The organism is Bradyrhizobium sp. 190 (assembly GCF_023073415.1).
Taxonomy (GTDB): domain Bacteria; phylum Pseudomonadota; class Alphaproteobacteria; order Rhizobiales; family Xanthobacteraceae; genus Bradyrhizobium.
The window spans coordinates 25,600-50,301 of record NZ_JADPJL010000024.1 but is presented as its reverse complement, the minus strand read 5'-3'; the positions used below and the strand labels follow the sequence as shown (position 1 = coordinate 50,301).

The window sequence follows — 24,702 nt, the reverse complement described above, 5'->3', positions numbered from 1 at the left end:
GTGGTCGTTAGAGTCATGTTCAAAGCAGCTAGATCGTCAGCAAATTTCACTGGCCGCGGTCGAAGCTTTCCGGTCACCGTCCGGCCAACCACAGCGGATGTCGCGGTCGCGCAATCTATCGCCCGTAACACTGCGCCAGTTCCGGAGCAGGTGGCTCGGGCTCTGACGTGGGGCGCCGACGAGAAGGTGCTCCTGGTCTTGGCAGCCGCTGGCTGGCTTGCCTCGCGCGGGTGCAGTGAGCCGCTGCGGCGCGCCGGCAACCACGCTCTGCTCGTCACGGTCGCAGCCTCGCTGCTACCCCATGGTTTGAAGCGTCTATTCGACCAGACCCGGCCGGACCGTCTAACGGTCGTTGGTCACCTCCATGGCGTCCCGTTTTCCGGCAAACGTCTGGATGCCTTTCCTTCCGGCCATGCGCTGCACATGGGTGCCTTGGCATCGGCCGCCGGCAGCTTACCGACGTCGCCTCGCCGGACGATCCGCGCAATCGCGGTCGGACTGTCGCTCACGCGCGTAGTGATGCTGGCACACTGGGCGAGCGACGTCGTCGCGGGCTTCGTACTGGGTGCGGTTCTCGAGCGGGCGCTGCGGCTTTGGACCGGCTATCCGCGCGACACTTCAACGGAGAACAATCATGCCAACCCTTGAAGACCTGAAGGGATACGCGGAGCGCGCCACCGGTTTGCGGCGCCCCGGCAAGCGTAGGGCCATGGAACTCGCGAGAGCGCGAAAGCCTCACACGGTCCGCTTCAAGGACGACGGTCTTGTCCCAAATCACCCGCGATGGCCTCTCGTCATCTATCGAAGATCTGTCGCTTTCGACGAGGGCCAAGATCCCGCGGCCGTGATCGAAGACCTGTTCGAAGCGAACGGATGGGGTGATACCTGGCGTAATGGCATCTATGGCTACGTGCACTACCACTCCCGAATCCATGAAGCGCTCGGTATCGCGCGAGGCAAGGGTCGCGTCCGGATCGGTGGCAAGAACGGGAAGATCTTCACGCTGAAGGCTGGTGACGTGGTCATTCTGCCTGCTGGCACAGGCCACCAATGCCTTTCGGCAGCCAATGAGTTTCTCGTCATCGGGGCCTACCCGCCGAGCGGCACATACGATGAATGCACGACCGTCGAGGACCGTCCGCGGGCACTAAAGACCATTCCGAAGGTGCCGGCGCCGCGCAAGGATCCGGTCTACGGGACTGGCGGGCCGCTCTCGAAACTTTGGAAGGGAGCGAAATGACGGAATATGTGATCCGCTTCCTCGTCGGCGGCGCCGTCGTATCGGCCTTCGCGATGCTGGGAGATCTTCTGCGTCCAAAGAGCTTCGCCGGACTGTTCGGAGCAGCCCCCTCGGTCGCGCTCGCCACGCTTGGAATCGCGGTGTATCAGCATGGTGCCGGCTACGCCGCCGTGCAAACCCAGGCGATGATGGCCGGAGCGATTGCGCTCGCCGTCTACAGTGTCGTCGTCTGCCACCTCCTTGTCCGCGCGAAGTTGCGGGCGGTGACAGCTACGGTGCTATCGCTGGTCGTCTGGCTAATCGTCGCCTTCGGGCTCCTGATCGTTACCGGAGGTCAGACATGAGCCCGATCCGCTTTTCGGCATCGTCTCTCAAGGAAGGGCGCTGGTACGAATACCTCATCCGCTTCGCGCTCGGCGGCGCCGCGACCGTATTCACCGGCCTGATCAGTAGCCGATACGGAGCATTCATCGGCGGCCTCTTTCTCGCCCTTCCGGCCATATTCTGCGCGAGTGCCACCCTGATTGAGAAGCACGAAATCCGTCGCAAGCGCGAAGCGGGACTTTCCGGCGAACGCCGTGGGCAAATGGCGGCCGCGGTCGATTCAGCCGGCGCCGCGCTCGGCGCGATAGGAATGCTGGCCTTTGCGATCGTCTTTTCACTGACCGTGGAGACCAGCATCGCGGCTGCCTTCATCAGCGCATCATTTGCATGGCTGCTTATCTCAGTCGCGGCCTGGTACGTACGGCGTAAGACGCGCTCAGCGCGGAGAGTGCGGACCGAACAAGGCAGCGGCTCCGCGATGCGAGGGAGCGGCTGAGGCGACGCGTATCATGCCGGGGTCGAGCATTCGCGTTGGACCGCCGCAGCCCGCCGGCTGTTCCATTCGAGAGGAGACCGCAGGGAGAACCGGAATGGCCGGCGGACACGACCTCTTTGCAACCTGCTTGGGTGCCCGGCGGCTTGAGGAGGCGAGGAACCGTGGTCGGCGGCGCGTGTTGAATGCAAGCCGCCGAATTGCCCCGCTGGTTCTTTAAGGTTTAGTGATGAGGGACGAAACGATCACGACTAGCGGTATCGCCGCTCACGGTGCTTCCCGCCTCCCGTGGGTCGAGATCGATAGCTTCAACCTCGAACTCAAGGATGAGGAAGGGTTTCTTGGGGATCGCGTCAACAAAGCCGCCTTCTGGGAAACTCTCGAAGAGTGGCGGAAGCCGCTGCGCAAGTCTGGCGAAGACCCGTTCGGGAACGAGCCTTCCGAAAACATCAGCAAGAAGGACCTCGACGCGATCCTAGCCGGCGACGACGCCGAGGCGTCAGCGGTGGTGCACAGCGCCGTCGAGGATTTCGCGCAGGAGCTCGTCCACGTAACGCGCCGTTTCCTCAAAACCAAGGCCTGGGACAGGACCGAGCGCATCGTCGTCGGCGGTGGCTTTCGCGCCAGCCGGCTCGGTGAACTGGCCATCGCGCGTGCCGAAATCGTCCTCAAGGCCGGGAACTTCAAGGTAGAGATACTGCCGATCCACCGTCACCCGGACGACGCAGGCCTCATCGGCGCGTTGCATCTCGCTCCGTCCTGGATTTTCGAAGCTCATGACTCCATCCTCGCCGTTGACATCGGAGGCACGAACATCCGCTGCGGAGTTGTGGAAACGCGTCGTAAGAAGGCGCCGGACTTCTCCAAGGCTTGCGTGTGGGAGTTCGAACTGTGGCGTCATGCCGATGACGAACCAACCCGTGAGATCGCCGTCAAGCGCCTCGTCAAGATGCTCAAAGATCTGATCGAGAAGGCGGAAGATGAGGGATTTAAACTCGCGCCGTTCGTCGGCGTCGCCTGCCCAGGCGTCATCGAAAGCAACGGCTCGATCAAGAAGGGCGCGCAGAACCTGCCGGGCAACTGGGAGAGCAGCAAATTCAATCTGCCGGCAAGTCTCATCGAAGCGATCCCCCGGATCGGCGGGCACGAAACCGTCGTGGTCATGCACAATGATGGCGTGGTGCAAGGTCTATCCGAGGTGCCCTTCATGCAGGACGTGAAGCGTTGGGGCGTGCTGACCATCGGCACCGGATTGGGCAACGCCCGCTTCACCAATCGCAACGGCTCTTGGCGGAATGGTTAACAGCAATGAGTGGATCCAGACCATGGTGGGAGTCCGCCGTCATCTATCAGGTATATCCGAGGTCCTTTCAGGATACGGACGACAACGGGGTGGGGGACCTGAATGGAATTATTGAAAGGTTGTCTTACTTCGTCGACCTTGGAGTTGATGCGATCTGGATTTCGCCGATATTCCGGTCGCCGATGGCCGATTTCGGATACGACATTTCCGATTACGTTGATATCGACCCCATCTTCGGCGACATGGCCGATTTCGAACGGTTGGTTGCGGAAGCGCACGCGCGCGGGATCAGTGTGATCCTCGACTTTGTCCCGAATCATTCGTCTGATCGGCATCCGTGGTTCATTGAAAGTCGCAAGTCGCGAACCAGCCCCAAGCGCGACTGGTACATCTGGCGGGACCCGGCGCCGGGCGGAGGTCCGCCCAATAACTGGCTTTCCGAGTTTGGCGGCAGCGCCTGGCAGTTCGATGAGGATTCAGGCCAATATTACTACCACGCCTTTCTTGGGTCCCAGCCAGATCTGAATTGGCGAAATCCGGAAGTCGTGGATGCGATGCGCGAAGTGCTTCGCTTCTGGATGCGGAAAGGCGTCGACGGTTTTCGGGCCGACGTCATCTGGCACCTTATCAAGGATGAAGCATTTCGGGATAACCCGCCCAATCCCAATTACCGGGAAGGCAGGCCGCCGAACGAGGCAGTTACACCTCTGTATACTACCGACCTTCCGGAGGTGCATGACGTCATCGCAGTTCTACGCCGCACCATTGATGAGTTTCCGGGGCGTCTTCTGATCGGAGAAATATACCTACCGGTGGAACGTCTGGTCGCCTATTATGGGCGGGACCTCGACGGGGTCCATCTGCCGTTCAACTTTGCATTGCTTAACGTTCGCTGGGACGCCAAGTGCATCCTGTCCCTGATTGCCGAGTACGAAAACGCGTTGCCGAAAGGCGGGTGGCCAAACTGGGTGCTTGGCAATCACGATCGGCCGCGTATTGCCAGCCGGGTGGGCAAAGGGCAAGCCGCCGTCGCGGCCATGCTGCTGCTGACCCTGCGCGGCACGCCTACGATCTACTATGGCGATGAACTGGGAATGCATCAGGTTGAGATTTCCCGTGACCGCGTGCGCGATCCCTTCGAACGCAACGTCCCCGGGATTGGCGTAGGCCGGGACGGCTGCCGAACGCCCATGCAATGGGACGCGAGCGCCAATGCCGGTTTCAGCAAGGTCGAACCGTGGCTTCCACTCGCGGAGGATTGGCAATCGAACAGTGTTGCTAACCTGCGCGAGGATGCGGCCTCGATCTGGAATCTCTATCGCCGCCTGCTGCGCCTCCGCAAGAAGATGCCAGCGCTGTCGGTTGGCACCTATAGGCCGCGCGCTGTTGACGATGACTTGTTGGTCTACTTTCGTGAGTTCAACGATACCACGTTACTCATTGCCCTCAATCTGACTGACCAGCCCCAGGCCCTTGGCTTCGAACAAGGCACCCTTGGAAAGGTTCTGGTTTCCACGGCAGCCGACCGGGATGGAGAGAAGGTAACGGACAGCATTTCGCTTCGCGGTGATGAGGGACTTGTCATCGAACTCTGATCAGACCTGCTCGCCTCGCTAGTAGTGGTCCCTTCTTGCCGTCGCAAAGCTCATAGGAACTACGTCGCCGCGGAGGAGTTTAACGCCCGCTGAAGGCAAGCCCGGCCGCCGCATCGTCGAAGGAGTCCGTTGTTCACGTGAGTACGAACGAAACGCCAAAGCCTTTGCCTGCTTCCGATGAAGCCTGGTGGCGCAATGCGGTGGTGTACGAAATCGCCGCTATATCATTTCAGGACAGCAATGGGGACGGCCAAGGAGATCTGCCCGGCCTCCTGCAACGAATCGATTATCTCAACTGGCTCGGGGTTGGCGCCGTATGGCTTACGCCGATTTACAGAAGTCCCAATCGGGATTTTGGTTACGACATAGCTGATTTTTGCGCCGTCGATCCTCGTTTCGGCACGCAGGAAGATTTCGATGAAGTCGTGCGCGCCTTGCACGATTCCGGCATAAGGATCATTCTCGATCTCGTTCCCAATCATACCTCCGACGAGCACGCCTGGTTTACGGAAAGTCGTGCTTCGCGAAGCAACCCAAAAGCTGACTGGTATCTCTGGGCGGAAGCCGGCCCAAATGGCGGCCCGCCGAACAATTGGCTCAGCCGTTTCGGAGGCAGCGGTTGGGAGTGGTGCGAGGAGCGGCGGCAGTTTTACTATCATTCGTTTTTGCCAAGTCAGCCGGATCTGAACTGGCGAAACCGTGAAGTTCGCGAAGCTATGGCGAGCACCATGCGTTTTTGGCTGGACCGCGGTGTTGACGGCTTTCGGGTAGACGCCAGCGCTGTGTTGATCAAAGATGATCTGCTGCGCGACAATCCACCCGATCCCGAAGCGGACGACAAAACGCCGCCGCCTCAGGCCAACATGCCCGTGTTCACGGACGACAGGCCGGAAGCCATGGACTGCATCGAATACATCAGAGGGGTTTTGGACGAGTATGATGGAAGGCTTCTTTGCGGCGAGGTGCAGGGCAAGACTGATCGGATCGGCCATTTCTACGGTAACAGCAAGCCGCGCCTGAACCTGCCGCTGAACTTCGCACTGCTCGACACCGAATGGAATGCGATCTCGCTTCAGGCGACGATTGACGCTTACTTCAATGCTATCCCAAAAGGTGCTTGGCCCGATTTTGTGATCGGTGGCCATGACAAACATCGGGTCGCCAGCAAGCTCGGTCAGGCCCAGGCGCGCATTCTCGCGATGCTGCTGATGACCATACGAGGGACGCCATTTCTGTTCGCCGGGGATGAGATTGGGTCGGAGCAGGTGCCCATTCCAGCGGAGCAGGTCCGGGATCCCTTCGAAAGGTTGGTGAAGGGGTTTGACCTCGGCCGTGACCCCGAGCGCGCGCCGTTGCGCTGGGACGATACCGAGGCAGGTGGATTTACGACAGGCGAACCCTGGTTGCCCCTGAGCGGGGATCGCGCGCGCAATATCGAGGCGCAGCAGCGCGACGGTAAATCGCTATTGAACCTCTACCGGGAACTGATCGCATTGCGGCGTCGCGAGCCCTGCTTGCTGCACGGAGAGTATCGGCCGAGGCGGGCGCAGAACGACGTCTTTTCATTCGAGCGAAGTCTGGGTGAAACGGAAATCCTTGTCGGCCTCAATCTCTCAGGAGAACCGCGACTCTTTGAATGGCAGGGCAATGGCCTCATACTGTTATCCAGCGGCTTGGATCGCGGGCCAGGTAAAGTAGATGGACCGATACACTTGAAACCGAATGAAGGTGTCATCGTCAAAGTAACTCGTTAGGTACGCGAAGGTTGGCGGCAGCTGGATGCGAGTTGTCGCATGAATAGCTGAATAACGCGCAGTTGACGCCAAGGCACATGGCGGTGCCAGCGTCTCACGCCCAAGTAAGCGCTGTGAACGCGAAACCTCGGCAAGAGTTTCGCGGCCGGAACCCGACGAGCCATTTCGACAGGTGGCGAGGCCGGATTCGCATTCTGAGCGCATTCGCCGCATCTAGCCCGTTCCACATATCGAGAAGAAACCCTCCTTTTAACCGCGCGTTGTCTGGCTGCAGGATTAACGACGGAGCCACCAATGACCAAGCCACCGCCCGTGCCGCCGGACAATCAAAGCCATAAGGGCACCGGTGATCCCAAAACCGGCAATGCTCATCAGGTCCAGAAGGGCCGTGATCATATCGAGAATACGAGAGAGCAGGGACAGTCCGGCAATACCGCCCAGAACACCACCCATCAGGGCTATCAGCAGGATCGCTAGTCAGGAGCGCGCACCATGTCGACTTCAACAAAGACGCCGGCGAGCATCCGCCAAGGCGGGCCGGGCGCTTCCCACGAAAACGCCAAGGAGCCGCTCCACGTCGAGAAACCGCCGGCCGACGATCCGCAACGTCGGCACAGCAAAATATCCGGAGGTGGCGGCGAACGCGATAGCCACCACACTCATCACCCGGAAAGAAAGGGCGGCGGCTCAAATCCAGCTTCGAAGGATTAGATCATGAGTAGCAAACACGTAAAACTGAACAGGCCGACGAATGTCGATCTTGTGCGCAATCCGCTGATCGGCGGTTCGAAGGGAACGACGATGACAGGCATAAGCTCGGACGAACTAGAGGAGTTCGAAGGCGCCAACACCTTTGAGGGCGATATCGAGAACGACACCAATCCCCAGGATGGAATCGATAAGGCAGAGGTCCGAGATCGGCGTCGCAGTCCTCCGCAAAAGGACCGCGATAACGGTCCGCGAAGGATAGCAACGCAGGGAAAGAAGACCCACGAGCAGCAACTGCGTATCCTTGAAAGAAAGCCTGATGTTCCCGATGCGAGGCAGATCGAGGAAGAGGCGGCACGTACACAACACGATAGCGGTGCAAAGACTGCAAAGCGAAGTGGACGCCAATCGGAATTTCCGGTGAGCCGTGGTGGCCTAGACCAGGAAAGCCAGCACAATAAGCACAACCATTTGGGACAGTCGGGCCATAAGCCCCAAAAGCCGGCGGGATAACATCATGACAAGTGGAGCACACGGAGACGGCAAGCATCTGGGACCGGGCGCGAAGGGAAAAGGCGCCGGAACCGGTGCTATGACTGACGTTCAGAGCGACCTGATAGGCGATAATGCGGTGCTTTCCAACCGCGACAAGGCCAAGCACTCCCGGGATCGGGGTCACGACAGCAAGTGGACCCAAACCGAACAATTGAAAGATCACGCAGCCAACAAGGGCCGAGGCTAAGTCGACACTCGGTCACCGGTGCAGCAACGTCGCAGCCGTGACAAGGCGAAAGCGCCAGCCCGAACGCGTGACCTTGGGTGTGTTCATACGTGCGATCGTTTGGTCGGAGGTTCGGAGGATCGTATCATGCATATGAAAGTGATGAAGGAGCAGTTCGTGCTTGACGGCGACAAGCTTACCCATGCGCCGACTGGCGCAACGTTCTGGCTGGGCGACAAGGACGTCGTGGCTTGCGAGCAAGGCCGCCTTGAACTCGATACCGGCGATGATTACGATCTCGACGAATTAAAGGAAGAGGCCTGGCACATCATGGTCCAGCGCAAGGCCGGCAACGGGGTCACGGACTCCCATATTTAACTTCAACCATCAAGCTCATGAATCCTCGTCCGGATATCGGCGAGGAAAGTCGTCAATGCGTCACCTCGGCAGCTTCCGCCTTCGGGCGTTAAAAGCGTAATCCCCCAGTGGGCCAAAATTGCCTCCTGCACCGGGTTAGACGATGGCATGAAGACAAACGAGGGCGGCCGATGGCCCCTGTGACCTGATTTTTCCCAAGTCTGCCAGATGCTGTGCAAGAGCAGGCGGATATTGGGGTCGGACATGCTGTAGCCAATGAACAGAATGGTGCGACCGAGAGCATCCGCGCGGAACTTAATATCCAGCGGCGCATCGAAGGATAGCCGATCTAGAAAATCGGTCTCGGTAAGAACCAGCGACGCATCGTCGTCGAAATCACCGTGGTACTTGACGATATGCGTAACGTCCTGGGCCGCGTCTGCAATATGCTTGGCGTTGGCGATCTTCGCATAGGGCTTATGGTGGATTTCGAACGCTGTCTCGAGGTTTCGATCATAGTTGGTGGTATAAATGGCCGGGAAGTCGAGCTCGACAATGAGCTTGTGCAACTCCGATTGCGAGACTTTGTCCGTCGCGACTTTCCAGTTTCGATCGAGCCAGCTTCGTAACGGGCCCATTCCGCCCTGCTTCAGTCGGTAGAACTCGGCGAGCATCTGATAGCCGTCGTTCATTCCGTCTATCACTTCGGGACCAAGTTGGAGCTCCTTTAACAGGTGGTCTACCAAGGTTTTCCAGGACGGCAGACCGACTGCCATCGAGACGCCCGCGCCAACGAACAAGATCGCCTGGCGTCGCTTGATCGCACCAGCCAGGAGATCCTTGGAAGAAAATCCTTGTTTCCTTTCAACCGAACCATCCATCCAGTTTCAATACGGGGCAGGCTGCCCGGTTCCTATGGGAGGGTATTGCACACAATTGGATCTAAATTGTCGGCGGCAAGCTTTTGCCAATGAGCATCGGACTTCAGTTTGACTTGCTGCAGCGGCAGCCGCATCCGATGCGCCGCAACCACTGAATGGGCCAAATCATCGTCCTGTCCTCCAAGTCGATTTTCAGACGGCCCGCGGCAAGGCTCATCGTGCTGCCTGAGATGCGGAAGGGATATGCGCGGCGACATCGCGTTCAGCGGTCGGCCGGCGCGCCGGTTGTCCCGGGCGTCGCAAGCCGGTATCTCGCTAGGTCGGGGCCGCAATCCGCACCTTGGCGACGAAGGGAACCCTTTTTCTGTCGCGCCGTTGGCCCCTTTTGAGAAGGGTGCGCCATGAACGTGCGGGATGAACATACGCAATCGCTCTGGATGGACATCCGGGCGGTCGAAGCTCCCAGTCTGTCGAAATCCGAGCGGGCGGACGTGGTTGTGGTGGGTTCTGGCATTGCCGGGCTGTCGGTGGCCTATGAGCTTGTTAGTCGCGGGCGTTCCGTGATCGTGCTGGACCGCGGCAGCATCGGCAGCGGCATGACCGCGCGTACGACTGCGCATCTGGCTACGGCACTGGACGACTATTACAAGGAGCTCGTACGCGTGCGCGGCGAGGAATGTGCTCGGCTCTATTACCAGAGCGTCATGGCCGCAATCAGCCGCGCCGAGGCGATCCAGGATCTCGAAAACATCGACTGCGATTTCTGCCGGGTCGATGGTCTCTGGGTGCCGGCGCCGGAGACGCCTAGCTCCCTGCTGGACGAGGAATTCGAGTGCTGCCAGCGGCTCGGCATCCCCGTCGAGAACCGCAAGACCCTGACGCCATTCCACTCCGAGGGTGCGGTGCGGTCGTTGAGGTTCCCCGGGCAGGCGCGCTTTCATCCCACGAAATATCTCGCCGGACTCGCAACGGCGCTGCGGCGCGCCGGTGCAAAGCTTTATGCCGACAGCTGCGTCGAGAGCATCGAGCACAAGTCGGGCGACGTAATTGTGAAGGTTGCGTCCGGGCACGAGGTGCGGGCCACCGACGTGGTGGTCGCGACGAACTCTCCGGTCAACCTTGAGGTCGCTATTCACACCAAGCAGGCGCCTTATCGCACCTACGCCATCGCGGCGAAGCTGCCGGGCGGGGTCTTGGCCGATGCACTCTATTGGGACACGCTCGATCCCTATCACTATGTCCGTCTGCAGCCGCTCTCCACCGAGGAGGTCCTAGTGATCATCGGCGGCGAAGACCACAAGTCCGGCGAGGCTGATGACGGGGAGAAACGCTTCGCGGCGCTGGAGCACTGGGCGCGCGAACGCTTGCCGGACATGGGCGCGATCACCCATCGCTGGTCTGGACAGGTGCTGGAGCCGGTCGATTTCGTCGGTTTCATTGGGCGGTCGCCGGACGAGGAGCATGTCTTCATTGTCAGCGGCGATTCCGGACAAGGCATCACCAACGGCCTCGTCGCCGGCATCCTGATCGCGGACTTGATCACGATCGGCTCCAGCGCATGGGAGGATATCTATTCGCCGGCACGGAAGATCCACAAGAACTTCGGTGAGTACATCAGCGAGAACATCACGCCATTGAAAAATTTCGCGGAGTACCTTTCGGCGGACGAAATCGCTTCCGTCGAGCGGCTGCGGCCCGGTGAGGGTTGTCTGGTGCGTAGCGGATTGCAAAAGGTCGCCGCATGCCGGGATAAGGAAGGACAGCTGCATTTGCATTCCGCCAGCTGCACGCATCTCGGCTGCGTCGTGCACTGGAACTCGCTGGAGCAATGCTGGGATTGCCCGTGTCACGGATCGCAGTTCGCACCTGATGGCACCGCGCTCAATGGGCCGGCAGTATCCCCGCTTGCCGAGGTCCAGAAGCCGGCGCATCACCAGGCCGCCGAATAGCACCGGCTGGCCACCGTGCATTGACTATGCGTTGCGACTAGGAAATTCAGTTGCGAAGGTTTGTTGCCTCTGACCATTGTTCAGGCGCTAAGGGCGGATGTACCCCTTGGCGAAGGCCCTCGGAAACGGGGGCCTTTTTTATGTCGCTCGATCGAGTGCCCCTGGCAGCGCACCGCTTATGGAACGTTTGGGAAAAGGCGCTGTTAGGTGGTGTCAGCTATAATGGAGGAAAGCCATGCCAGGCCAGAACAAGACACTTGAAGACCTCTTTCTGGAGACCCTCAAGGACATGTACTACGCCGAAAGGAAGATACTCGTTGCGTTGCCCAAGATGGCAAAAGCCGCGAATTCTGACCAGCTGCGCGCTGCCTTTGAAAAACATGCCGGCGAGACGGAAGGGCAAGTCCAGCGTCTTCAGCAGGTTTTCAAGATGATGAAGCACGCTCCCAAGGGCAAAACCTGCCCGGCTATCCTCGGGCTTGTCGAGGAGGGTGAAGAAGTGATGGAGGATTTCGAAGATTCTCCGGCGCTGGATGCGGGCCTTCTGTCGGGTGCCCAAGCGGTCGAGCATTACGAAATATCGCGTTACGGCACGTTGATCGCCTGGGCTGCACAACTCGGTATGAACCAGGCCGTCCAGCTCCTAAAGCAGACGCTTGAGGAAGAAAAGAAAACGGACGCCGCGTTAAATAAGCTGGCGGAAGCCGCGATCAACCGCAAGGCGGCTTAGCCACAACCACCCGAAACGCTTCGTCGGACAAGCCCAGTTTGCGCGCATCGTTAGCGGATAGGCGGCTTCATCCCCTTCGGTGCGCGGCTGCCTTATGGCGAGCAACGGCATCGTTATGCTCGCACGGCGCACGCTACCTGGGGCTTTACACAAGCCCATCGGGAGGCATCGATCGTCGGCTGCAGCTCCAATTGAGAAGGCGCCGCGCAAAAACGGGGCCCCTTCTCACTGCTATTTCCTGCCCTCTCCGACCGTAGGTGCCGGCTTCTTGTCGAGAGCCTGCGCCATCTCAAGGTGATGCTTGAGCGCGGGCAGAGTCTTGCCGGCCCATTCCTTCAAGTCCGCATTGTCGCCGCCCGTGGCATAACGCTCGAACAGGTCGACAGCATCCTTATGGGCGCTGACCTGCATCGAATTGAACTCGGAGCTGAAGTTGTTTCCGCTGGCGCCCTTGAGTTTGTCGAGCTTGCTTTGATGCGATGAGTCGAGGGCGGTGGGCAACTCGGCTTTCACCTTGCCGGTGGTTACCAATCCCTTCAGCTCTGTGCTGGTTTTGGTGTGATCCGTTACCATCTGGGAAGCAAAGGTCTTTTCCGCCGCATTGCCTTTCTGCTGTGCGACCTTGTTGGACTCGATCTCAAATATGTCCGATATTGCGACCTGCTTGACGAAATCCACAGTTGATGGGCTGACGCCGAGCACGGAATTGGCTCCAGTCTTCTCACCGACCGATTGAGCCAGTCCCGGCGTCGCCAGCAAAATGCATGCGATTGCTAGAATAGTGCGTCTCATATGTTCCTCCATGAGCTCGCAGCCTTGCGGTTGAGGCGGTTGCGCAGCTCCACTGTGTTGCTTCGTGTTCGTCTTTTCCTCGTTAAGGCCGGTTGCGAAGAATCGGACGATGTCCTGGAAAAATTCCCACCGTCTCCTCCCATTTAAGGAAATGGTTCGAAACATCAACTCGGCGTATTCGGGCCGGTTCCTATGGTTTGGCCAATCGCGCGTCACTGAGCGTAACAGGACAACACCGCGGTCCGGCGAACCTTTTTAACTTGTTGGGGAAGCGCCGTGCGAGCAGCCCGCCGCGTAGCGGCGTTGCTAGTCAGAAAACTGGCCGGGAACACGGCTGAAGTGGCGTTTGCTCCCTTGTGGAACACGCCGCCGGCAACTCAGTTGAGGTACATGGAGGGTGCGCACCATGGCTGATCTGAAAGACACGGCTACCGGAAAAGCGAAGGAAATCGCCGGCGAAATTCTTGGCGATGGCAATCTGGCTGAAGAGGGTAAGCAACAGAAGGACGAGCGGCATGAAGAGAAGGATGCCGAGCCTGGTCTGTTTGAAGGGCTTCGCAAGCTTACATGAGCCGAAAATGCCCGTGACTGTTTCCTGCGAATTCCCGTTCCCATACGTTGGACTGAGGACACAATGAAGTCCTCGGAACGACGGGACATGCCTTGGATCATAGCTGCGTTCGCGCTTCTGGCCGTATGTCTCACCGCAGCGACTCTACTGAACTGATCGAGCCGCGGCGCCGGCTCGTCGCGAGCCTCAAAAATCTCTCATACGTTACGTAGGCGGGCGAGTTGCTCTCGGCGTAACGAAAGAACAATGTCAAGTAACGGGTCTTGCGGCGTCCTCCACGGCGCGGGCGGTGGTTGCCATCCCAGCGGCATAGGCAGCTCCGGCGCCCAACGGAAGCGCAAAGAAACTTGCAAGCATGGTATAGGCGAGGTGCTTGCGCGCTTCCTCCATTTGAGCCGGCGCTGCCGGCCTGCTCGTCGAGCCGACGGTTTCACGCGCCGGGTTGTTAGCATAGTATACGACCCGGGCGTTCGCCGCATAACTCGGGCTCGCGAGGTTGCCCGCGATGCTGCCAGCGGAAGCTGGTACTATTGCGGCTGCCGCCACCACTACGACGGTCGCGACCGCCCAGGCTCCCAAGGCATGTCCGACACGGCCCAAACCGCTCTGATCGGGCGAATTGGCCGCTGCGATCGCGCCGCCGATGAAGGCGGCAATGATGCCCGATACTGCCCACCAGACGAATGCGGCCCAGCCAGCGCCAGCAGGCGCGGAGGCGGCGGTGGGCGTGTCGAGGGCGAGCAGGCCAATGCCAAAGCCCCAGCATGGTCAGCAGGATTTGGACGACCAATGAAGCAAATACGCCGGCCAGGACAGGTGACCAGGTCCAGGCAAAGAAAGCATGCGGCACCGCGCGTGTGGCCATGTCAATCTCCTCAATATGAACTTTGAACTAAACCTCAAATGCGTAAGTAAGATCCCTTGAGTAGGAACCGCGAAAGGAGTTGCGTATTGAGCTTTAGGAAAATTACGAGGAGGATTGGCCATGACATTCGGCAGAGGCGCCCTATTGTGGCTCGTGGGCATACCACTTCCGATTATTCTGCTGCTTGCACTGTTCTGGCGCTAGAGGGCTGCCCTTTCCGAACTCAAGGTCCCAGGATAGGAATGCTCGAGCGCCAAACATAAGCTCAGCCTAGCACCAAGCTCTGACCCCGAAGACGACGCCCCTGGGCGTCGGCGTAGCTCTTCCTCTCCGGGGCCGATTGCCTGCGGAATTTACGGCAGCGTCGCTGGCGATCGGCTCTGCGCTGCAAGGAAGCACTATCCGGTCAAGGACACCACCAGCGCGAGGCTATCGCTCGCGAACCACAGGAAAACGTCAGGCGCTGGGCGCGGGTCCGACGGTGTCGGCCATTGTGGCGCCTCGCGATCCCATCGGCTTCGGTGAGCCGGTCGTGGTGTCGCGCGCCGTCTGATGCTCCATCTCGGCGTCGAGTTCGGCCCCCAGCAGAATGACGATGGCGGAGATCCAGAGCCAGGTCATGAAGCCGATCATGGCCCCGAGCGAGCCGTAGGTCTCGTTGAACTTGCCGAAGCTCGCCGCGTACCAGGAGAACAGCGCGGATGCCGCAAGCCAGAGCACCACGGCCGCGGCGCTGCCCCAGGTGATCCAGCGCCATTGCGGTGCCTCGCGGCTGGGCCCGTAGCGGTAGATCAGCGCGAGCGCCAACGCGATGCCTGGAATGCGAGCGGCCCGACCCACTGAAGTCGCCAGCGATCATTATCAAGGCGCTGCAGCCGCCCAAATAGGGGGTTCGGACAGCCCACGCGACGCACTCTGAACCGGTCTAGGAACCCCAATCCTATTTTCGTTCAACCCGGACGGCGGAAGAACGGAGTGGGTAGTGCCGCGATTTCATTTTAAAACCGTTCACGGTACGGAGAGTCACGACGATCCTGAGGGAATGGAGCTGAAGGATTTAAGAGCCGCTTGGAAAGAAGCCACTCGAGCAATTGGCGAAATTCTGAAACTAATTGACGGCTCACTCGAACCGGAACGCGAATGGCGCATGGATGTGACGGACGACGCCGGACAGGCGCTTTCAGTTTGCGCCTAATACCCGAAACCTACGTTGAAGGACACAAGCTCAAAGAAAGCTAAACGTCCCGTCGTAAACTAGCTTCATCGCCCGACTGGCCCGAATAAGGTATCAGGGATGGCTGAATACCGCTCTTATATCATGGGAGAAGACGGGCACTTAGGAGCTATCGAGCCTTTGTATGCGATGGCGATGCGGATGCCATGGTCTGGGCAAGGCAGCTGCTCGATGGCAATGACATTGAGCTATGGAGTGGGGTCGCTTCTTGATCCGGTTTAACCGCCCGGAGTAAGGCCACCTCAACTCGCACCTCTTCAGGAGGGCAAATAGGTCCCCAAGACTGTCGGATACCCGACCATCAGCGCACAATTAACTGGCTATGGTCTCTCTTTGCGCGCAGCGTGGTCTTATCACCGAATTCGCAGTTCGCGCTCAGGTATCGGTGACAGAGAGAGCTGAAGCTCCCGCCTGTTTTGTGCTGGAGCTAATGTGGCCGCTGAAAATCACCTTTTGAGCTTGCTCGACTCTGCGACGCAATCTCTGTTGAAACCTCACATGAGGACGATCACGGTCGAGCATGGCGAGGTACTTCATGGCTCGTCATCAGAGATCGAATTCGCCTACTTCCCGCAATCCACCATCATCTCCGTCCTCGCACGCACCGAACTGGGCCAGACCGCCGAGACTTCCATCGTTGGCCGAGAGGGAATGATCGGTTCGTCTTCGATCCACGGCATTATGACTTCATTTGCTGAGTGCGTCGTTCAAGTCGCAGGCGAAGCTGTGCGCGTCCCGGTGTCGGAGATCCACCGCGTCGGGAAAGCCAGCGAGAGTTTCCGAAAGGTCATTGCGCTGTTCGATTTGTCGCTGCTCGCGCAAGCGCAGCAATCGACTGCCTGCCAGGCACTCCATCAAGTTGAGCCTCGCGCAGCAAGGTGGCTTCTCCAGTGCAGCAAACGATTGGGAAGCAATGACATCCGTCTGACGCAGGAATTCTTCGGACAGATGCTTGGCGTCCAGCGAACCACCATCAATCAGGTCGAGCGCACTTTCCAACGTGCAGGCCTTATTCAAATCGGCAGGGGTCATATCTCCATTCTGGACATCGAAAGCCTCCATGCAGTCGCCTGCGATTGTTACGATCGGATAGAGCAGCGCTATGACGAACTCCTCGGTCCCCTGAAGCCTAATTCCCCTTGATCTTGGAAGTATCCGCCGTAACGGCCATGCACGAGCCACGACGGGCTCGTCGCCGCTGTCTGTTTTTGGCTACTTTTCGGACCTGGTGCGATGTCCGAGTTGAGTCTGCTTTCGGGGGTAAAGCGGAGTTGGACTTTGATGCTGTCGGGCAGCTTTTAGCGCAAGGCAGCCGCTCGTATGTGGAAAACGACCAGTTTCCAACGGCAGGGAGATTACTTAGTCCTTCGCCTGCTCTGGGGCGGGCAGGGGCCTCGCCATATTGGATTGGAATGAAAACACTCCCGTCCGCTGAAAGCCAAAGGGTTGCCGAGATGTCTGTTATCGGCGGGAGAGCGGAAAATATCTGCTCGTTTCGAGTATTTCTTGGTTTGACCCCATAGCGACATCACCCCTCCGGTACCTCAGCTAAGCGTAATCCCTCACAGATCCGCGCCCGCCCAGCAAGGTACGTCGGATTGTCGCTCGATGAGCCGAAGCGGAAACGGCGGATGGTGAAGTCTGGGTCGAGCGCAAGTCCCGCCTTCGCAGCGGTTCGTGCCTCATCCAACGCGCCTAGCTGGCCCAAGGAAGCGGCCAACGCAAAATGTGCGGTGGGATAATTGCGATTGGTCTCAATACTTCGTCGCAGCCAACCGGTGGCTTCGGCATCTGCACCGAGATGCATCTTGGCTGTTCCCACAAAATCCATCCACTGGTGAGCAAGCGTATCGCGCGGGGAGAGACGGAGAGCCTCAAGTATATGACGTTCGGTCTCGGCCGGGCGGCCCATATGAATTTTGGCTACGCCAATGCTGCTATGAGCCCAGGCCGAATTGCGATCAATCGCTAATACGCGCTCGCATTCAGTAATCCCTTGGGCAGCGCGGTTTGTCATGATGTAGACGCCACCCAAGACCAAGTGGGCCAGAGTGTCGTCCGGTGCTAGTGAAAGTGCTTTGGCCGCGTTTGTTGCGGCTGCCGAAAAGAGCGCGTTCTTGTTGTCAGTGCGCACGGTGACGGCCATTCGAAAATCGACGATTGCCAAGCCGACCATCGCTCGGATATTTCGAGCGTCGATTGCTAAGGCCCGTTCGAAATAATCGCGTGCCTGAGTTAAGTGCTTGGGGGTCGGCCCGTCGTATAGGCAAGAAAAACCTCGAAAGGCTAGATCCAAGGCGTCGGGATGCAGCGAACGCTCTGCTCGCCGTGCCTCGGCGACAACGAGTTGGACGTCTAACGTGTTGGCGAGCCTCGATACAATTTCATCCTGCATATCGAAAAGGTCAGCGACGCGCTTTTCGAAACGCTCGGCCCACAGGTGATTAGCAGTTTGGGCATCGATAAGCTGCACGTTAACCCGAAGCCGTCTCCGACTGCGCTGCACCGATCCTTCAAGTACATAGCGAACGTTCAACTCCCGCCCGACCTGCCGAACGTCCATTGACTTGCCCCTGTACGAGAACGCACTATTTCGGGCGATGACGAACCAGCCGTTGATGCGCGACAAGTCGGTGGTCAGGCTCTCAGTTACACCATCGACGAAATAGTCTTGCTCTGGATCACCGCTGAGATTGGCGAACGGCAGCACAACAATGGAAAGACGAGGCGGCGAAAGCGGGCCTGACCTCGCGCTCTCATGTGTCGCTGGGTTAGGTCGCGCCTGGACAACGGCATAGGCTCGGACCGGGCGGTGGATGTTCTTGAGGTTCTGCTCGCCCAAGTCAACGAACTCAACGCCGACCTTGCCCCGGACATGGTCGTAGGCTGAAGACGAGATGCAGATGCCGCCGGGCTCCGCGATACTCTCGAGCCGGGCCGCAATATTTACGCTGTCACCAAAGATGTCATGCGGCTCGACAATCACGTCGCCGACATTGATGCCGACACGGAAAGCAATATGCCTGTCTTCCGCCTCAGCGGTTGTAAGTTCCTTGACGCAGGCCTGGAACTGTACGGCAGCCCGGACCGCCTCGACCGCGCTTGGAAACTCTGCCAATAAGCCGTCGCCGGTGTACTTGACAATGCGACCGCCGTGCTCGGAAATCGCAGGCGTGACACCGTCCGCGAGGAGCGCTGTCAGTTTGGCATGCGTGGCCTCTTCGTCATGGTGCATAAGCCGTGAATAGCCAGCTACATCGGCCGCCAATATCGCCGACAACCTGCGCCCGACCCGGACTGGCCGCTCTTGCACCATGGTCCCGCAATCCAACCTTGATCCTATTGTACTACGGATCGAATGGGATGCCCATGACTGATGTCGGTCATTGATGTGGTGGACGGCGCCCGCTCCCGACATCGTAGTGTCATAGGGTGGTTCGTCGAAGACCAATCACATGAGGGGAGCCGTCTATATGCAAATTACCACGATCGGTTTGGATATCGCCAAGAACTTGTTCCAGGTTCACGGCATTGACGCGGCCGAAAACGTCATCGTCAGAAAGCAACTTCGCCGCGGCCAGATATAGCGTTCTTTGAAGCTCTGGCCGTGCCTGGTCGGCATGGAGGCCTGTGCCAGGTCGCACCATTGGGCGCGAGAGTTGACGAAGCTGGGCCACGAGGTCCGTCTGATGCCAGCAAAGGATGTGAAGGCCTAGCTCAAGCGCAATAATGCCGCCGACGCGGAGGCAATCTGTGAGGCGTGCGGCGCCCGACCATGCGTTTCGTACGGATCAAATCGGCCGAACAGCAGGCCAGTTGATGCTGCATCGAGCACGCGACCTGCTGATGCGCCAACGCACCCAGTTGATCAATGCATCACGGGCGCATTTGGCCGAGTTCGGCATTACGGCTGCACAGGGCCGTGAAGGGATCAAAGAGTTGTTGGCGATCCTCGCCCAGGATGAGAGTTCGCGCTTGCCGGTCGACGCCCACGCCAGTCTGACCGTATTAGCGCGCAGTTTCAGGCTGTGCAGACGATGAGATCGATCGAGAAACGGATCGTTTAGCGGCATCGCTCGAACGAGGCAAGTAAGCGGCTCGAGACCATCCCCGGTATCGGCGTCGTAGGCGCGACGACCATCACCGCCGTCGTCACGGACCCGAAGGCATTCCGGGCGGGTCGTGATTTTGCGGCCTGGATCGGGATCGTGCCGCGGCAGGATTCGACCGGCGGCAAACAGAAGCTCGGGCCGATCTCGAAACAGGGTGACCAATACCTCAGGCGTATTCTTATTGTCGGAGCCCATTCTGTCTTGCGGCGTTCACGCCAGCAGCCGGAGAAGTATCCCTGGCTCACTCAGCTTCTCGCTCGGCGACCGTTCAAGGTCGTCGCCGTCGCGCTGGCCAACAAGATGGCGCGGATCGCCTGGGCATTGCTGGCCAGGGGTGGGATCTACCGGGCGCCCCAACTTGTGGCAGTATAACAAGGGGCCCAGCAATGGGGGGATGAGGTTGCGTCCGTGCGTTCACGAACTGCAGGGTGAAGTGAAGACGACATTGATGCGAAACGGGTGCCGGTAGACGTTGGCTTGAGCAAGAACCGTAGGAAAGGGATTCAACGCCGCCACGGCGTGAACAGCCCGCTCCACGAATTCATGCACAGGTCGTCTTCGGCGGAACGAAAGCCTGACCTTGGACCAGCCCTGCTCGCATTCTTCTGGTGGCTTGCACGGTCGCGAATCTCGCGGTCATAGCATCGACCGTACTCAAGTGGCGCTGACGCGAGAGGTGTACGATGATCAGCCTCTTCCCCGAGGCATTTCCCCGAGACAGTCACCTTCTCTGTCTATCGGGAAAAAGGTCATCCCCCGACCATCGTCATCCGGTGCGATGGCAGTTTGAGGCCGAGGAAGCCGGTCATCACAGTGCGGCATGTAACCGTGCTGCTTGTGGAGGGTCCTAAAGGTGGCCGCAAACGTGCGCAATACAAGGCGACGGTCCAGCTGGTGCGCGTGGCCCTGCAGCAGTATTCGCTTGCCAAAATCACGTTCGACAAAGGCGCCTCGCCCTGGGCGCTCGATTTTCTGCCGGGCTATGACGCGAGGTGGACGACAGTGCCGGAGGCCATGCGCATACGGCCAACCCGGATCGAGAAGGTGTTGGTACGCAGGAAGCCTTGCATCCGATCATCAAGCGCAGGCAAGAAGCGAGACTGAGGGCTACGTGACTACGCAAGCTGGACCGCTGGCTGTTTCCTTCGGAGAAAAAAATCCTCCGATGGGCTCGCCTGCTTTTTCCGCCGGGGAAGGAAGCGGAACGGATGAATCAGGTCCTTTGGCTGTTTCCAGTTCTGCTGCTAGGGATTGCTTGGCTCACGCTCACCTAGACTTTCATCGGTTGGCATACGATGAGTGATGGCGGCCACGAGAAAAGCGAAATGCAGGCAGCGGCACGCGCAAGTGCATTTGAAGCTCGTGCGAGCGTGTTAGCTTGAGCTGCCGCGAGGCAAATGGCCGCTACTGTCGACTAACCAAAAGAAAGCGAAGACCATAAACCTACGTGGCATGCTCGCTTTATGGCTGGGAAAATTGAGGGTCTATCTCTCGATTGCATCAGCCACTAAAGCAACAGGGGCCGTTAGCGCGGCCCCTGCGGTTCGTCGACTAACCATTCAAGCGATACAAGTTCTATGAGTCAAAAACGCGAAAAGCGTCAATACGAATTTGTCAGAGTGCTTGAATACAAAGGGTCACGGTTGGCGGAAGGCCAAGCTAGACTCCGGCGGCCGCCGCGCCGGTTAGGCCACAGCTTTCCCAATGGCATCCAGCAAGACCTGACGCGCGAACGGCTTGTGCAAATAGGCGATGCATCCGGCGTCCATCGCCTCATTACGCGTTGCCTCGTCGTCGCTCGCGGTCATGAAGATGACCGGCCACTTCGATCCCGATGCCGCAAGCCGGCGCTGCAGCTCGATTCCCGAAATTCCCCCGAGGTGAACGTCAAGCAACAAGCATGTTGCCGTCTGCACGCAGTCGCTCGCAAGCAACGCCTCGGCCGAAGCGAACGTACGGCTCTCGATGCCGTGGTGCGCTAACAGCCGCGCCACGCTCTTCAGGAGGCTTGCATTGTCGTCAACCACGATCACGACTGTCGGCTGCGCCATCACATCCGTGTCCAGTCCCAGCGCGTATATGGCCCCCCAGGGCGGCGGCCAACCCTTGATCTGGATCAATGGAATTTTGTCCGTCATGAACGCACAGCGAACGGATCGTCGCCTTTGTGGAGCCAGGTTGCGCTCAATTCAATGCCCGCCACGAAGGAGGTGGCGATAGTCATCCGTCGTCATCCATTGTGCGCGTGTCAGATGAGTTTCCCATGCCCGTCGTGCCCGGTCGGGTTCGGCATCCGGATCGATGTGCAGCACGATCCTGGCGACTTCCTTCCACAATCGGCGCCTTCGGCGCTGGCATCGAGCAGTCGGAGGTAGGTGATTATGTGCTGTTCATCATAGCCGGTGAGCTGGTTATATCGGCGCCGTATCGGCGACGTCAGGGTCGAGCGGCGGCCTTCGCATGGAATCTCCTCATGATGGCCGGTCGATTATAACTGCCCTCATCCTCGGCGGAAGTCACCGCAAACGCATCGCGTGATGCGGTGCCGACATCATTCTGGGCGCGGCCTCTCAGCAGGAGGGATGCAACACCTTCAATCCGATAAGCGCTGCGGTAGCCAGAGGGACCATGACGATTAATGCAATCATCATGAAGATCTCAATACAGCTTCGACGCATAAACGCTTTGTGAGCGGCTTCATTATCGACCCAGTGGGATGACATGGTTGGCTCCATAGCGGAACTTTTGGATGACCCAGCTTAGTAAATTGTAAAACATCACGCATCGGACTGACAGCATAAGCGCGCCGCAGCTACGGCTAATTCGCGACATAATTTTCGCGGCATAGCGGTCAGACATAGTCATCAGGTTCTGCTCCCCGCATATTGGGCCACAATGAAAAACCTGACCTTTTAAACTTAACGTCAATGCGAATCTCCCCAGAGCAGCGGCGAGGGATATCGTCATGTGAGGGGTTGAAGAAGCATGGCGTAACCTGATGCCTCGCAAGGTGTTGACGTCCCCCTCTCCGGGGGATTTTTAATGCGCCATGCTTGCAGGATCGTCGCTGTAATCTGATGCGTGCTGCAGCGGCATCTGAACCAACCAGCCGATTCGTGCCTTTAGGTACTCAGGAGGTATGCAATGGCACAACCAGCATGGAAACGACCCGGATCTCCGATTGGTAAGAAGGGTCCCCGCAAGGAAAATCCGAAATACAAGCGCCGCTCGCGCCAGCCGTGGAGCGACAAGGAAGTGAAACAGCTTCGCTCGCTTGCAAAGGCTAATACGCCGACAGGCGTCATCAGCCTCAAAATGCAACGTCCCCCCGCGTCCATTGCCAGCAAGGCGCAGCGCGAGGGAATCTCCCTGCGGCCGGTGAACCGCTCCCCATACAATCGGCGGAAAACGTCACGCCGTTAATGTTGGCTGGGCGGGGTCTCCGTGAGGACCCCGCTCACGTCCGGCTCTTCGAGCCCATCAGTCTGGACGCACTCGCAGGGCATCCCCGCGCCGCATTGACAGCCTAGCTCTTTGCTCCAGGCACGGTTGGAGTGGTTCTCGCAGACCCAACCAATACCGTAGCAGACTGGGCAGTTATCCGGGGATGGTTTTAGCATTCGGCTGGTCACCCGGATCGGAGCTTTCACTTTCCGCGTCCAGCTCGGTCTCTGCTTGACGCCAAAACTCGTCGGCCTTGCCTTCTGGTTTTCCTTCCTTCTCCCAGAGCCGGTGAGCGTAATTCCGAATTTTCTCTTCTGAGTATTTGGTCATTGGCTTCTCCATAAGGAGCACGGCCTCGCCCTGGAGGTAACGGGGCTTGAGGCAAGACCGTGCACAGGCCAGCATTCAACTGGATAGCTGACCCGGCGAACTAATCCCTTGCCCGACAGGCTAGTTCCTCTTGGAGAGAGTTGCGCGGAGCAATCCCTCAGATGTGGAGTTCAATAAATCCGGCATAGTCTGGCTACGCTTGGCCAGTTACTCACACACTCAAAAGCTCAATAAAGAAAGGCCCACCGCACAGTGGATGCAGCGGGCCTAGTGGTGGTTTACCCTTGGGAGGGATGCCCGGAAAACGCAATGAAAGTAGGTTCGTTCCTGTGTCCGGTGGCCGACACAACCCAGTAAAATCAAGGGTTTTTTGAAACTGGAGACTTGCCCATTTGTTTATTCAGCAGCCGAAAACGGGAGGCTGCTATGGACGGAACGCGCTGCCCGAAATGCTCACGACGATTGGTGGCAATGCACGGCGCCAAGGACCGCATTGAGCTTCGCTGCCTGACTTGCGACAAGGTCGACCCACTCGAAACTGTCGCTGCAAAATGGGCAGATAGCTCTCTCGCCAAGCCGATGGCGGATGCTTAAGCAATACTCTATCGCAGAGATCGGCGCATGGCGGTCGAAGCCTGAGCAAGCAATTTCGACCGCCTCGCACCCCCCTAGAGGGGTCGATCCACCTCACATGTCGACGCGCACTGACTAATTGAGAATTCCAATGCCGTCTATGTTAGGCCAGTTCGCGCATCCCAGTACGTAGGCGTCCCATAATACTGGTGGGTGCGCGTCTCCCAATCTCTATCCTGCCATGAGTCATCACTGAACTCAGGCGCGTCCCTTAGCTGTTGCTCGGTGATATTGGTTCGAAAACCGCCAAGCGACGTATCATATGTCAGAGCGCCCCAGGGGATGGGATAATGGCTGTGGCCCAACCCAACAAATCCGCCAAAGCTCATGACGGCATAGGCCACGCGGCCTGACACCTTGTCGATAATCAGGTGATCAATCTCGCCGATGTTTTTTCCCTCGGGCCCATAAACCTCGGTTCCTTGAATGTCTTCGCTTGAGATGCACTGATGATCCGGATGTGCTGTTGCGCGTGCCATGGTTGCGTCTCCCTCACGAGTGGGTTTTGTCCACTTAACTCGGCCGCCTCGGGGTCGTTCCTGGGAGCCTCTCCGCAGGAGCTTGCGCGAGTTTGGTTGCGACAATCTGTGGCTCCAGCGGCTGCGAGTAGGTCTTGCAACTCAAAATGAACAAAAGCGCCATTCCGCGATTGGACAGGCTGGAGAA

Annotated in this window: 25 protein-coding genes and 3 pseudogenes; 20 read left to right on the top strand and 8 right to left on the bottom strand. The window is 58.7% G+C overall.

Annotated elements, in window-relative coordinates:
* Nucleotides 1–15 precede the first annotated feature (15 nt).
* The 12 genes from IVB22_RS16505 (at nt 16) to IVB22_RS16450 (ending at nt 8,516) form a co-directional block, all read left to right on the top strand.
* Nucleotides 16–648: a phosphatase PAP2 family protein gene (locus IVB22_RS16505; protein ID WP_247518381.1), complete on the top strand. Its 633-nt coding sequence runs from the start codon at nt 16–18 to the stop codon at nt 646–648.
* Nucleotides 635–1,240, top strand: a complete 606-nt coding sequence (locus IVB22_RS16500) for a cupin domain-containing protein (RefSeq protein ID WP_247518380.1) — start codon at nt 635–637, stop codon at nt 1,238–1,240. Before IVB22_RS16505 ends, IVB22_RS16500 begins: the two co-directional genes overlap by 14 nt.
* Nucleotides 1,237–1,584: a DUF3147 family protein gene (locus IVB22_RS16495; protein WP_247518379.1), complete on the top strand. Its 348-nt coding sequence runs from the start codon at nt 1,237–1,239 to the stop codon at nt 1,582–1,584. Before IVB22_RS16500 ends, IVB22_RS16495 begins: the two co-directional genes overlap by 4 nt.
* Entirely contained in the window at nt 1,581–2,060 is a 480-nt protein-coding gene (locus IVB22_RS16490) for a DUF3147 family protein (protein WP_247518378.1), read from the top strand. The genes IVB22_RS16495 and IVB22_RS16490 overlap by 4 nt, the downstream gene beginning before the upstream one ends.
* Before the next feature lie 226 nt (nt 2,061–2,286).
* Nucleotides 2,287–3,360: an ROK family protein gene (locus tag IVB22_RS16485; RefSeq protein ID WP_247518377.1), complete on the top strand. Its 1,074-nt coding sequence runs from the start codon at nt 2,287–2,289 to the stop codon at nt 3,358–3,360.
* A 5-nt stretch (nt 3,361–3,365) separates the two neighbouring features.
* On the top strand, nt 3,366–4,955 hold the full coding sequence (locus IVB22_RS16480; protein ID WP_247518376.1) for an alpha-amylase family glycosyl hydrolase: 1,590 nt from the start codon (nt 3,366–3,368) through the stop codon (nt 4,953–4,955).
* A gap of 137 nt (nt 4,956–5,092) precedes the next feature.
* The gene (locus IVB22_RS16475) at nt 5,093–6,709 is read left to right on the top strand and encodes an alpha-amylase family glycosyl hydrolase (protein ID WP_247518375.1); all 1,617 of its coding nucleotides are present in this window, start codon (nt 5,093–5,095) and stop codon (nt 6,707–6,709) included.
* 294 nt (nt 6,710–7,003) lie between these two features.
* On the top strand, nt 7,004–7,186 hold the full coding sequence (locus tag IVB22_RS16470) for a hypothetical protein (RefSeq protein WP_247518374.1): 183 nt from the start codon (nt 7,004–7,006) through the stop codon (nt 7,184–7,186).
* Nucleotides 7,187–7,201: 15 nt separating this feature from the next.
* Nucleotides 7,202–7,420 (top strand): hypothetical protein, encoded by a 219-nt coding sequence (locus tag IVB22_RS16465; RefSeq protein WP_247518373.1) that lies wholly within the window; start codon nt 7,202–7,204, stop codon nt 7,418–7,420.
* A gap of 3 nt (nt 7,421–7,423) precedes the next feature.
* On the top strand, nt 7,424–7,930 hold the full coding sequence (locus IVB22_RS16460; protein WP_247518372.1) for a hypothetical protein: 507 nt from the start codon (nt 7,424–7,426) through the stop codon (nt 7,928–7,930).
* A 79-nt stretch (nt 7,931–8,009) separates the two neighbouring features.
* On the top strand, nt 8,010–8,159 hold the full coding sequence (locus IVB22_RS16455) for a hypothetical protein (RefSeq protein WP_247518371.1): 150 nt from the start codon (nt 8,010–8,012) through the stop codon (nt 8,157–8,159).
* Between the two features lie 126 nt (nt 8,160–8,285).
* Complete coding sequence (locus IVB22_RS16450; RefSeq protein WP_247518370.1) at nt 8,286–8,516, top strand: hypothetical protein; 231 nt, start codon at nt 8,286–8,288, stop codon at nt 8,514–8,516.
* Between the two features lie 2 nt (nt 8,517–8,518).
* On the opposite strand, the gene IVB22_RS16445 is transcribed toward IVB22_RS16450, so the two are convergent.
* On the bottom strand, nt 8,519–9,376 hold the full coding sequence (locus IVB22_RS16445) for an SIR2 family protein (RefSeq protein WP_247518369.1): 858 nt from the start codon (nt 9,374–9,376) through the stop codon (nt 8,519–8,521).
* A gap of 401 nt (nt 9,377–9,777) precedes the next feature.
* On the opposite strand from IVB22_RS16445, the gene IVB22_RS16440 reads away from it, so the two are divergent.
* Together IVB22_RS16440 and IVB22_RS16435 are read left to right on the top strand one after the other, a co-directional pair.
* Nucleotides 9,778–11,325 carry an FAD-dependent oxidoreductase gene (locus IVB22_RS16440; RefSeq protein ID WP_247518368.1) on the top strand — a complete coding sequence of 516 codons (1,548 nt, stop codon included), beginning with the start codon at nt 9,778–9,780 and terminating at the stop codon, nt 11,323–11,325.
* Nucleotides 11,326–11,560: 235 nt separating this feature from the next.
* Entirely contained in the window at nt 11,561–12,055 is a 495-nt protein-coding gene (locus IVB22_RS16435; protein WP_247518367.1) for a ferritin-like domain-containing protein, read from the top strand.
* Between the two features lie 231 nt (nt 12,056–12,286).
* Here the strand turns inward: IVB22_RS16435 and IVB22_RS16430 are convergent, their stop codons facing one another.
* Nucleotides 12,287–12,847, bottom strand: a complete 561-nt coding sequence (locus IVB22_RS16430; protein ID WP_247518559.1) for a DUF4142 domain-containing protein — start codon at nt 12,845–12,847, stop codon at nt 12,287–12,289.
* A 406-nt stretch (nt 12,848–13,253) separates the two neighbouring features.
* On the opposite strand from IVB22_RS16430, the gene IVB22_RS16425 reads away from it, so the two are divergent.
* Nucleotides 13,254–13,418, top strand: a complete 165-nt coding sequence (locus tag IVB22_RS16425) for a CsbD family protein (RefSeq protein ID WP_247518366.1) — start codon at nt 13,254–13,256, stop codon at nt 13,416–13,418.
* Nucleotides 13,419–14,739: 1,321 nt separating this feature from the next.
* Here IVB22_RS16425 and IVB22_RS16420 read toward each other — a convergent pair.
* A pseudogene (locus tag IVB22_RS16420) lies at nt 14,740–15,096 on the bottom strand (YihY/virulence factor BrkB family protein); the annotation flags it as partial.
* Nucleotides 15,097–15,265: 169 nt separating this feature from the next.
* Between IVB22_RS16420 and IVB22_RS16415 the strand changes: the two are divergent.
* Nucleotides 15,266–15,478 carry a hypothetical protein gene (locus IVB22_RS16415; RefSeq protein ID WP_247518365.1) on the top strand — a complete coding sequence of 71 codons (213 nt, stop codon included), beginning with the start codon at nt 15,266–15,268 and terminating at the stop codon, nt 15,476–15,478.
* Nucleotides 15,479–16,015: 537 nt separating this feature from the next.
* Nucleotides 16,016–16,660 (top strand): Crp/Fnr family transcriptional regulator, encoded by a 645-nt coding sequence (locus IVB22_RS16410; RefSeq protein ID WP_247518364.1) that lies wholly within the window; start codon nt 16,016–16,018, stop codon nt 16,658–16,660.
* Between the two features lie 385 nt (nt 16,661–17,045).
* Here IVB22_RS16410 and IVB22_RS16405 read toward each other — a convergent pair whose 3' ends face one another.
* Nucleotides 17,046–18,833 carry an adenylate/guanylate cyclase domain-containing protein gene (locus IVB22_RS16405; protein WP_247518363.1) on the bottom strand — a complete coding sequence of 596 codons (1,788 nt, stop codon included), beginning with the start codon at nt 18,831–18,833 and terminating at the stop codon, nt 17,046–17,048.
* Between the two features lie 157 nt (nt 18,834–18,990).
* On the opposite strand from IVB22_RS16405, the pseudogene IVB22_RS16400 reads away from it, so the two are divergent.
* Together IVB22_RS16400 and IVB22_RS16395 are read left to right on the top strand one after the other, a co-directional pair.
* Nucleotides 18,991–20,001, top strand: a pseudogene (locus tag IVB22_RS16400) (IS110 family transposase).
* A 456-nt stretch (nt 20,002–20,457) separates the two neighbouring features.
* A complete protein-coding gene (locus IVB22_RS16395; RefSeq protein WP_247518362.1) occupies nt 20,458–20,733 on the top strand; it encodes a hypothetical protein in 276 nt (91 codons plus the stop codon).
* A 581-nt stretch (nt 20,734–21,314) separates the two neighbouring features.
* Here the strand turns inward: IVB22_RS16395 and IVB22_RS16390 are convergent.
* Together IVB22_RS16390 and IVB22_RS16385 are read right to left on the bottom strand one after the other, a co-directional pair.
* The gene (locus IVB22_RS16390) at nt 21,315–21,767 is read right to left on the bottom strand and encodes a response regulator (RefSeq protein WP_308200411.1); all 453 of its coding nucleotides are present in this window, start codon (nt 21,765–21,767) and stop codon (nt 21,315–21,317) included.
* A gap of 51 nt (nt 21,768–21,818) precedes the next feature.
* Nucleotides 21,819–22,091 (bottom strand): annotated as a pseudogene (locus IVB22_RS16385) (DNA -binding domain-containing protein).
* A 682-nt stretch (nt 22,092–22,773) separates the two neighbouring features.
* Here IVB22_RS16385 and IVB22_RS16380 point away from each other — a divergent pair.
* Nucleotides 22,774–23,052: a hypothetical protein gene (locus IVB22_RS16380; protein ID WP_247518361.1), complete on the top strand. Its 279-nt coding sequence runs from the start codon at nt 22,774–22,776 to the stop codon at nt 23,050–23,052.
* Nucleotides 23,053–23,226: 174 nt separating this feature from the next.
* On the opposite strand, the gene IVB22_RS16375 is transcribed toward IVB22_RS16380, so the two are convergent.
* The gene (locus IVB22_RS16375; RefSeq protein ID WP_247518360.1) at nt 23,227–23,403 is read right to left on the bottom strand and encodes a DUF2934 domain-containing protein; all 177 of its coding nucleotides are present in this window, start codon (nt 23,401–23,403) and stop codon (nt 23,227–23,229) included.
* Between the two features lie 731 nt (nt 23,404–24,134).
* On the bottom strand, nt 24,135–24,515 hold the full coding sequence (locus IVB22_RS16370) for a PRC-barrel domain-containing protein (protein ID WP_247518359.1): 381 nt from the start codon (nt 24,513–24,515) through the stop codon (nt 24,135–24,137).
* Nucleotides 24,516–24,702 lie beyond the last annotated feature (187 nt).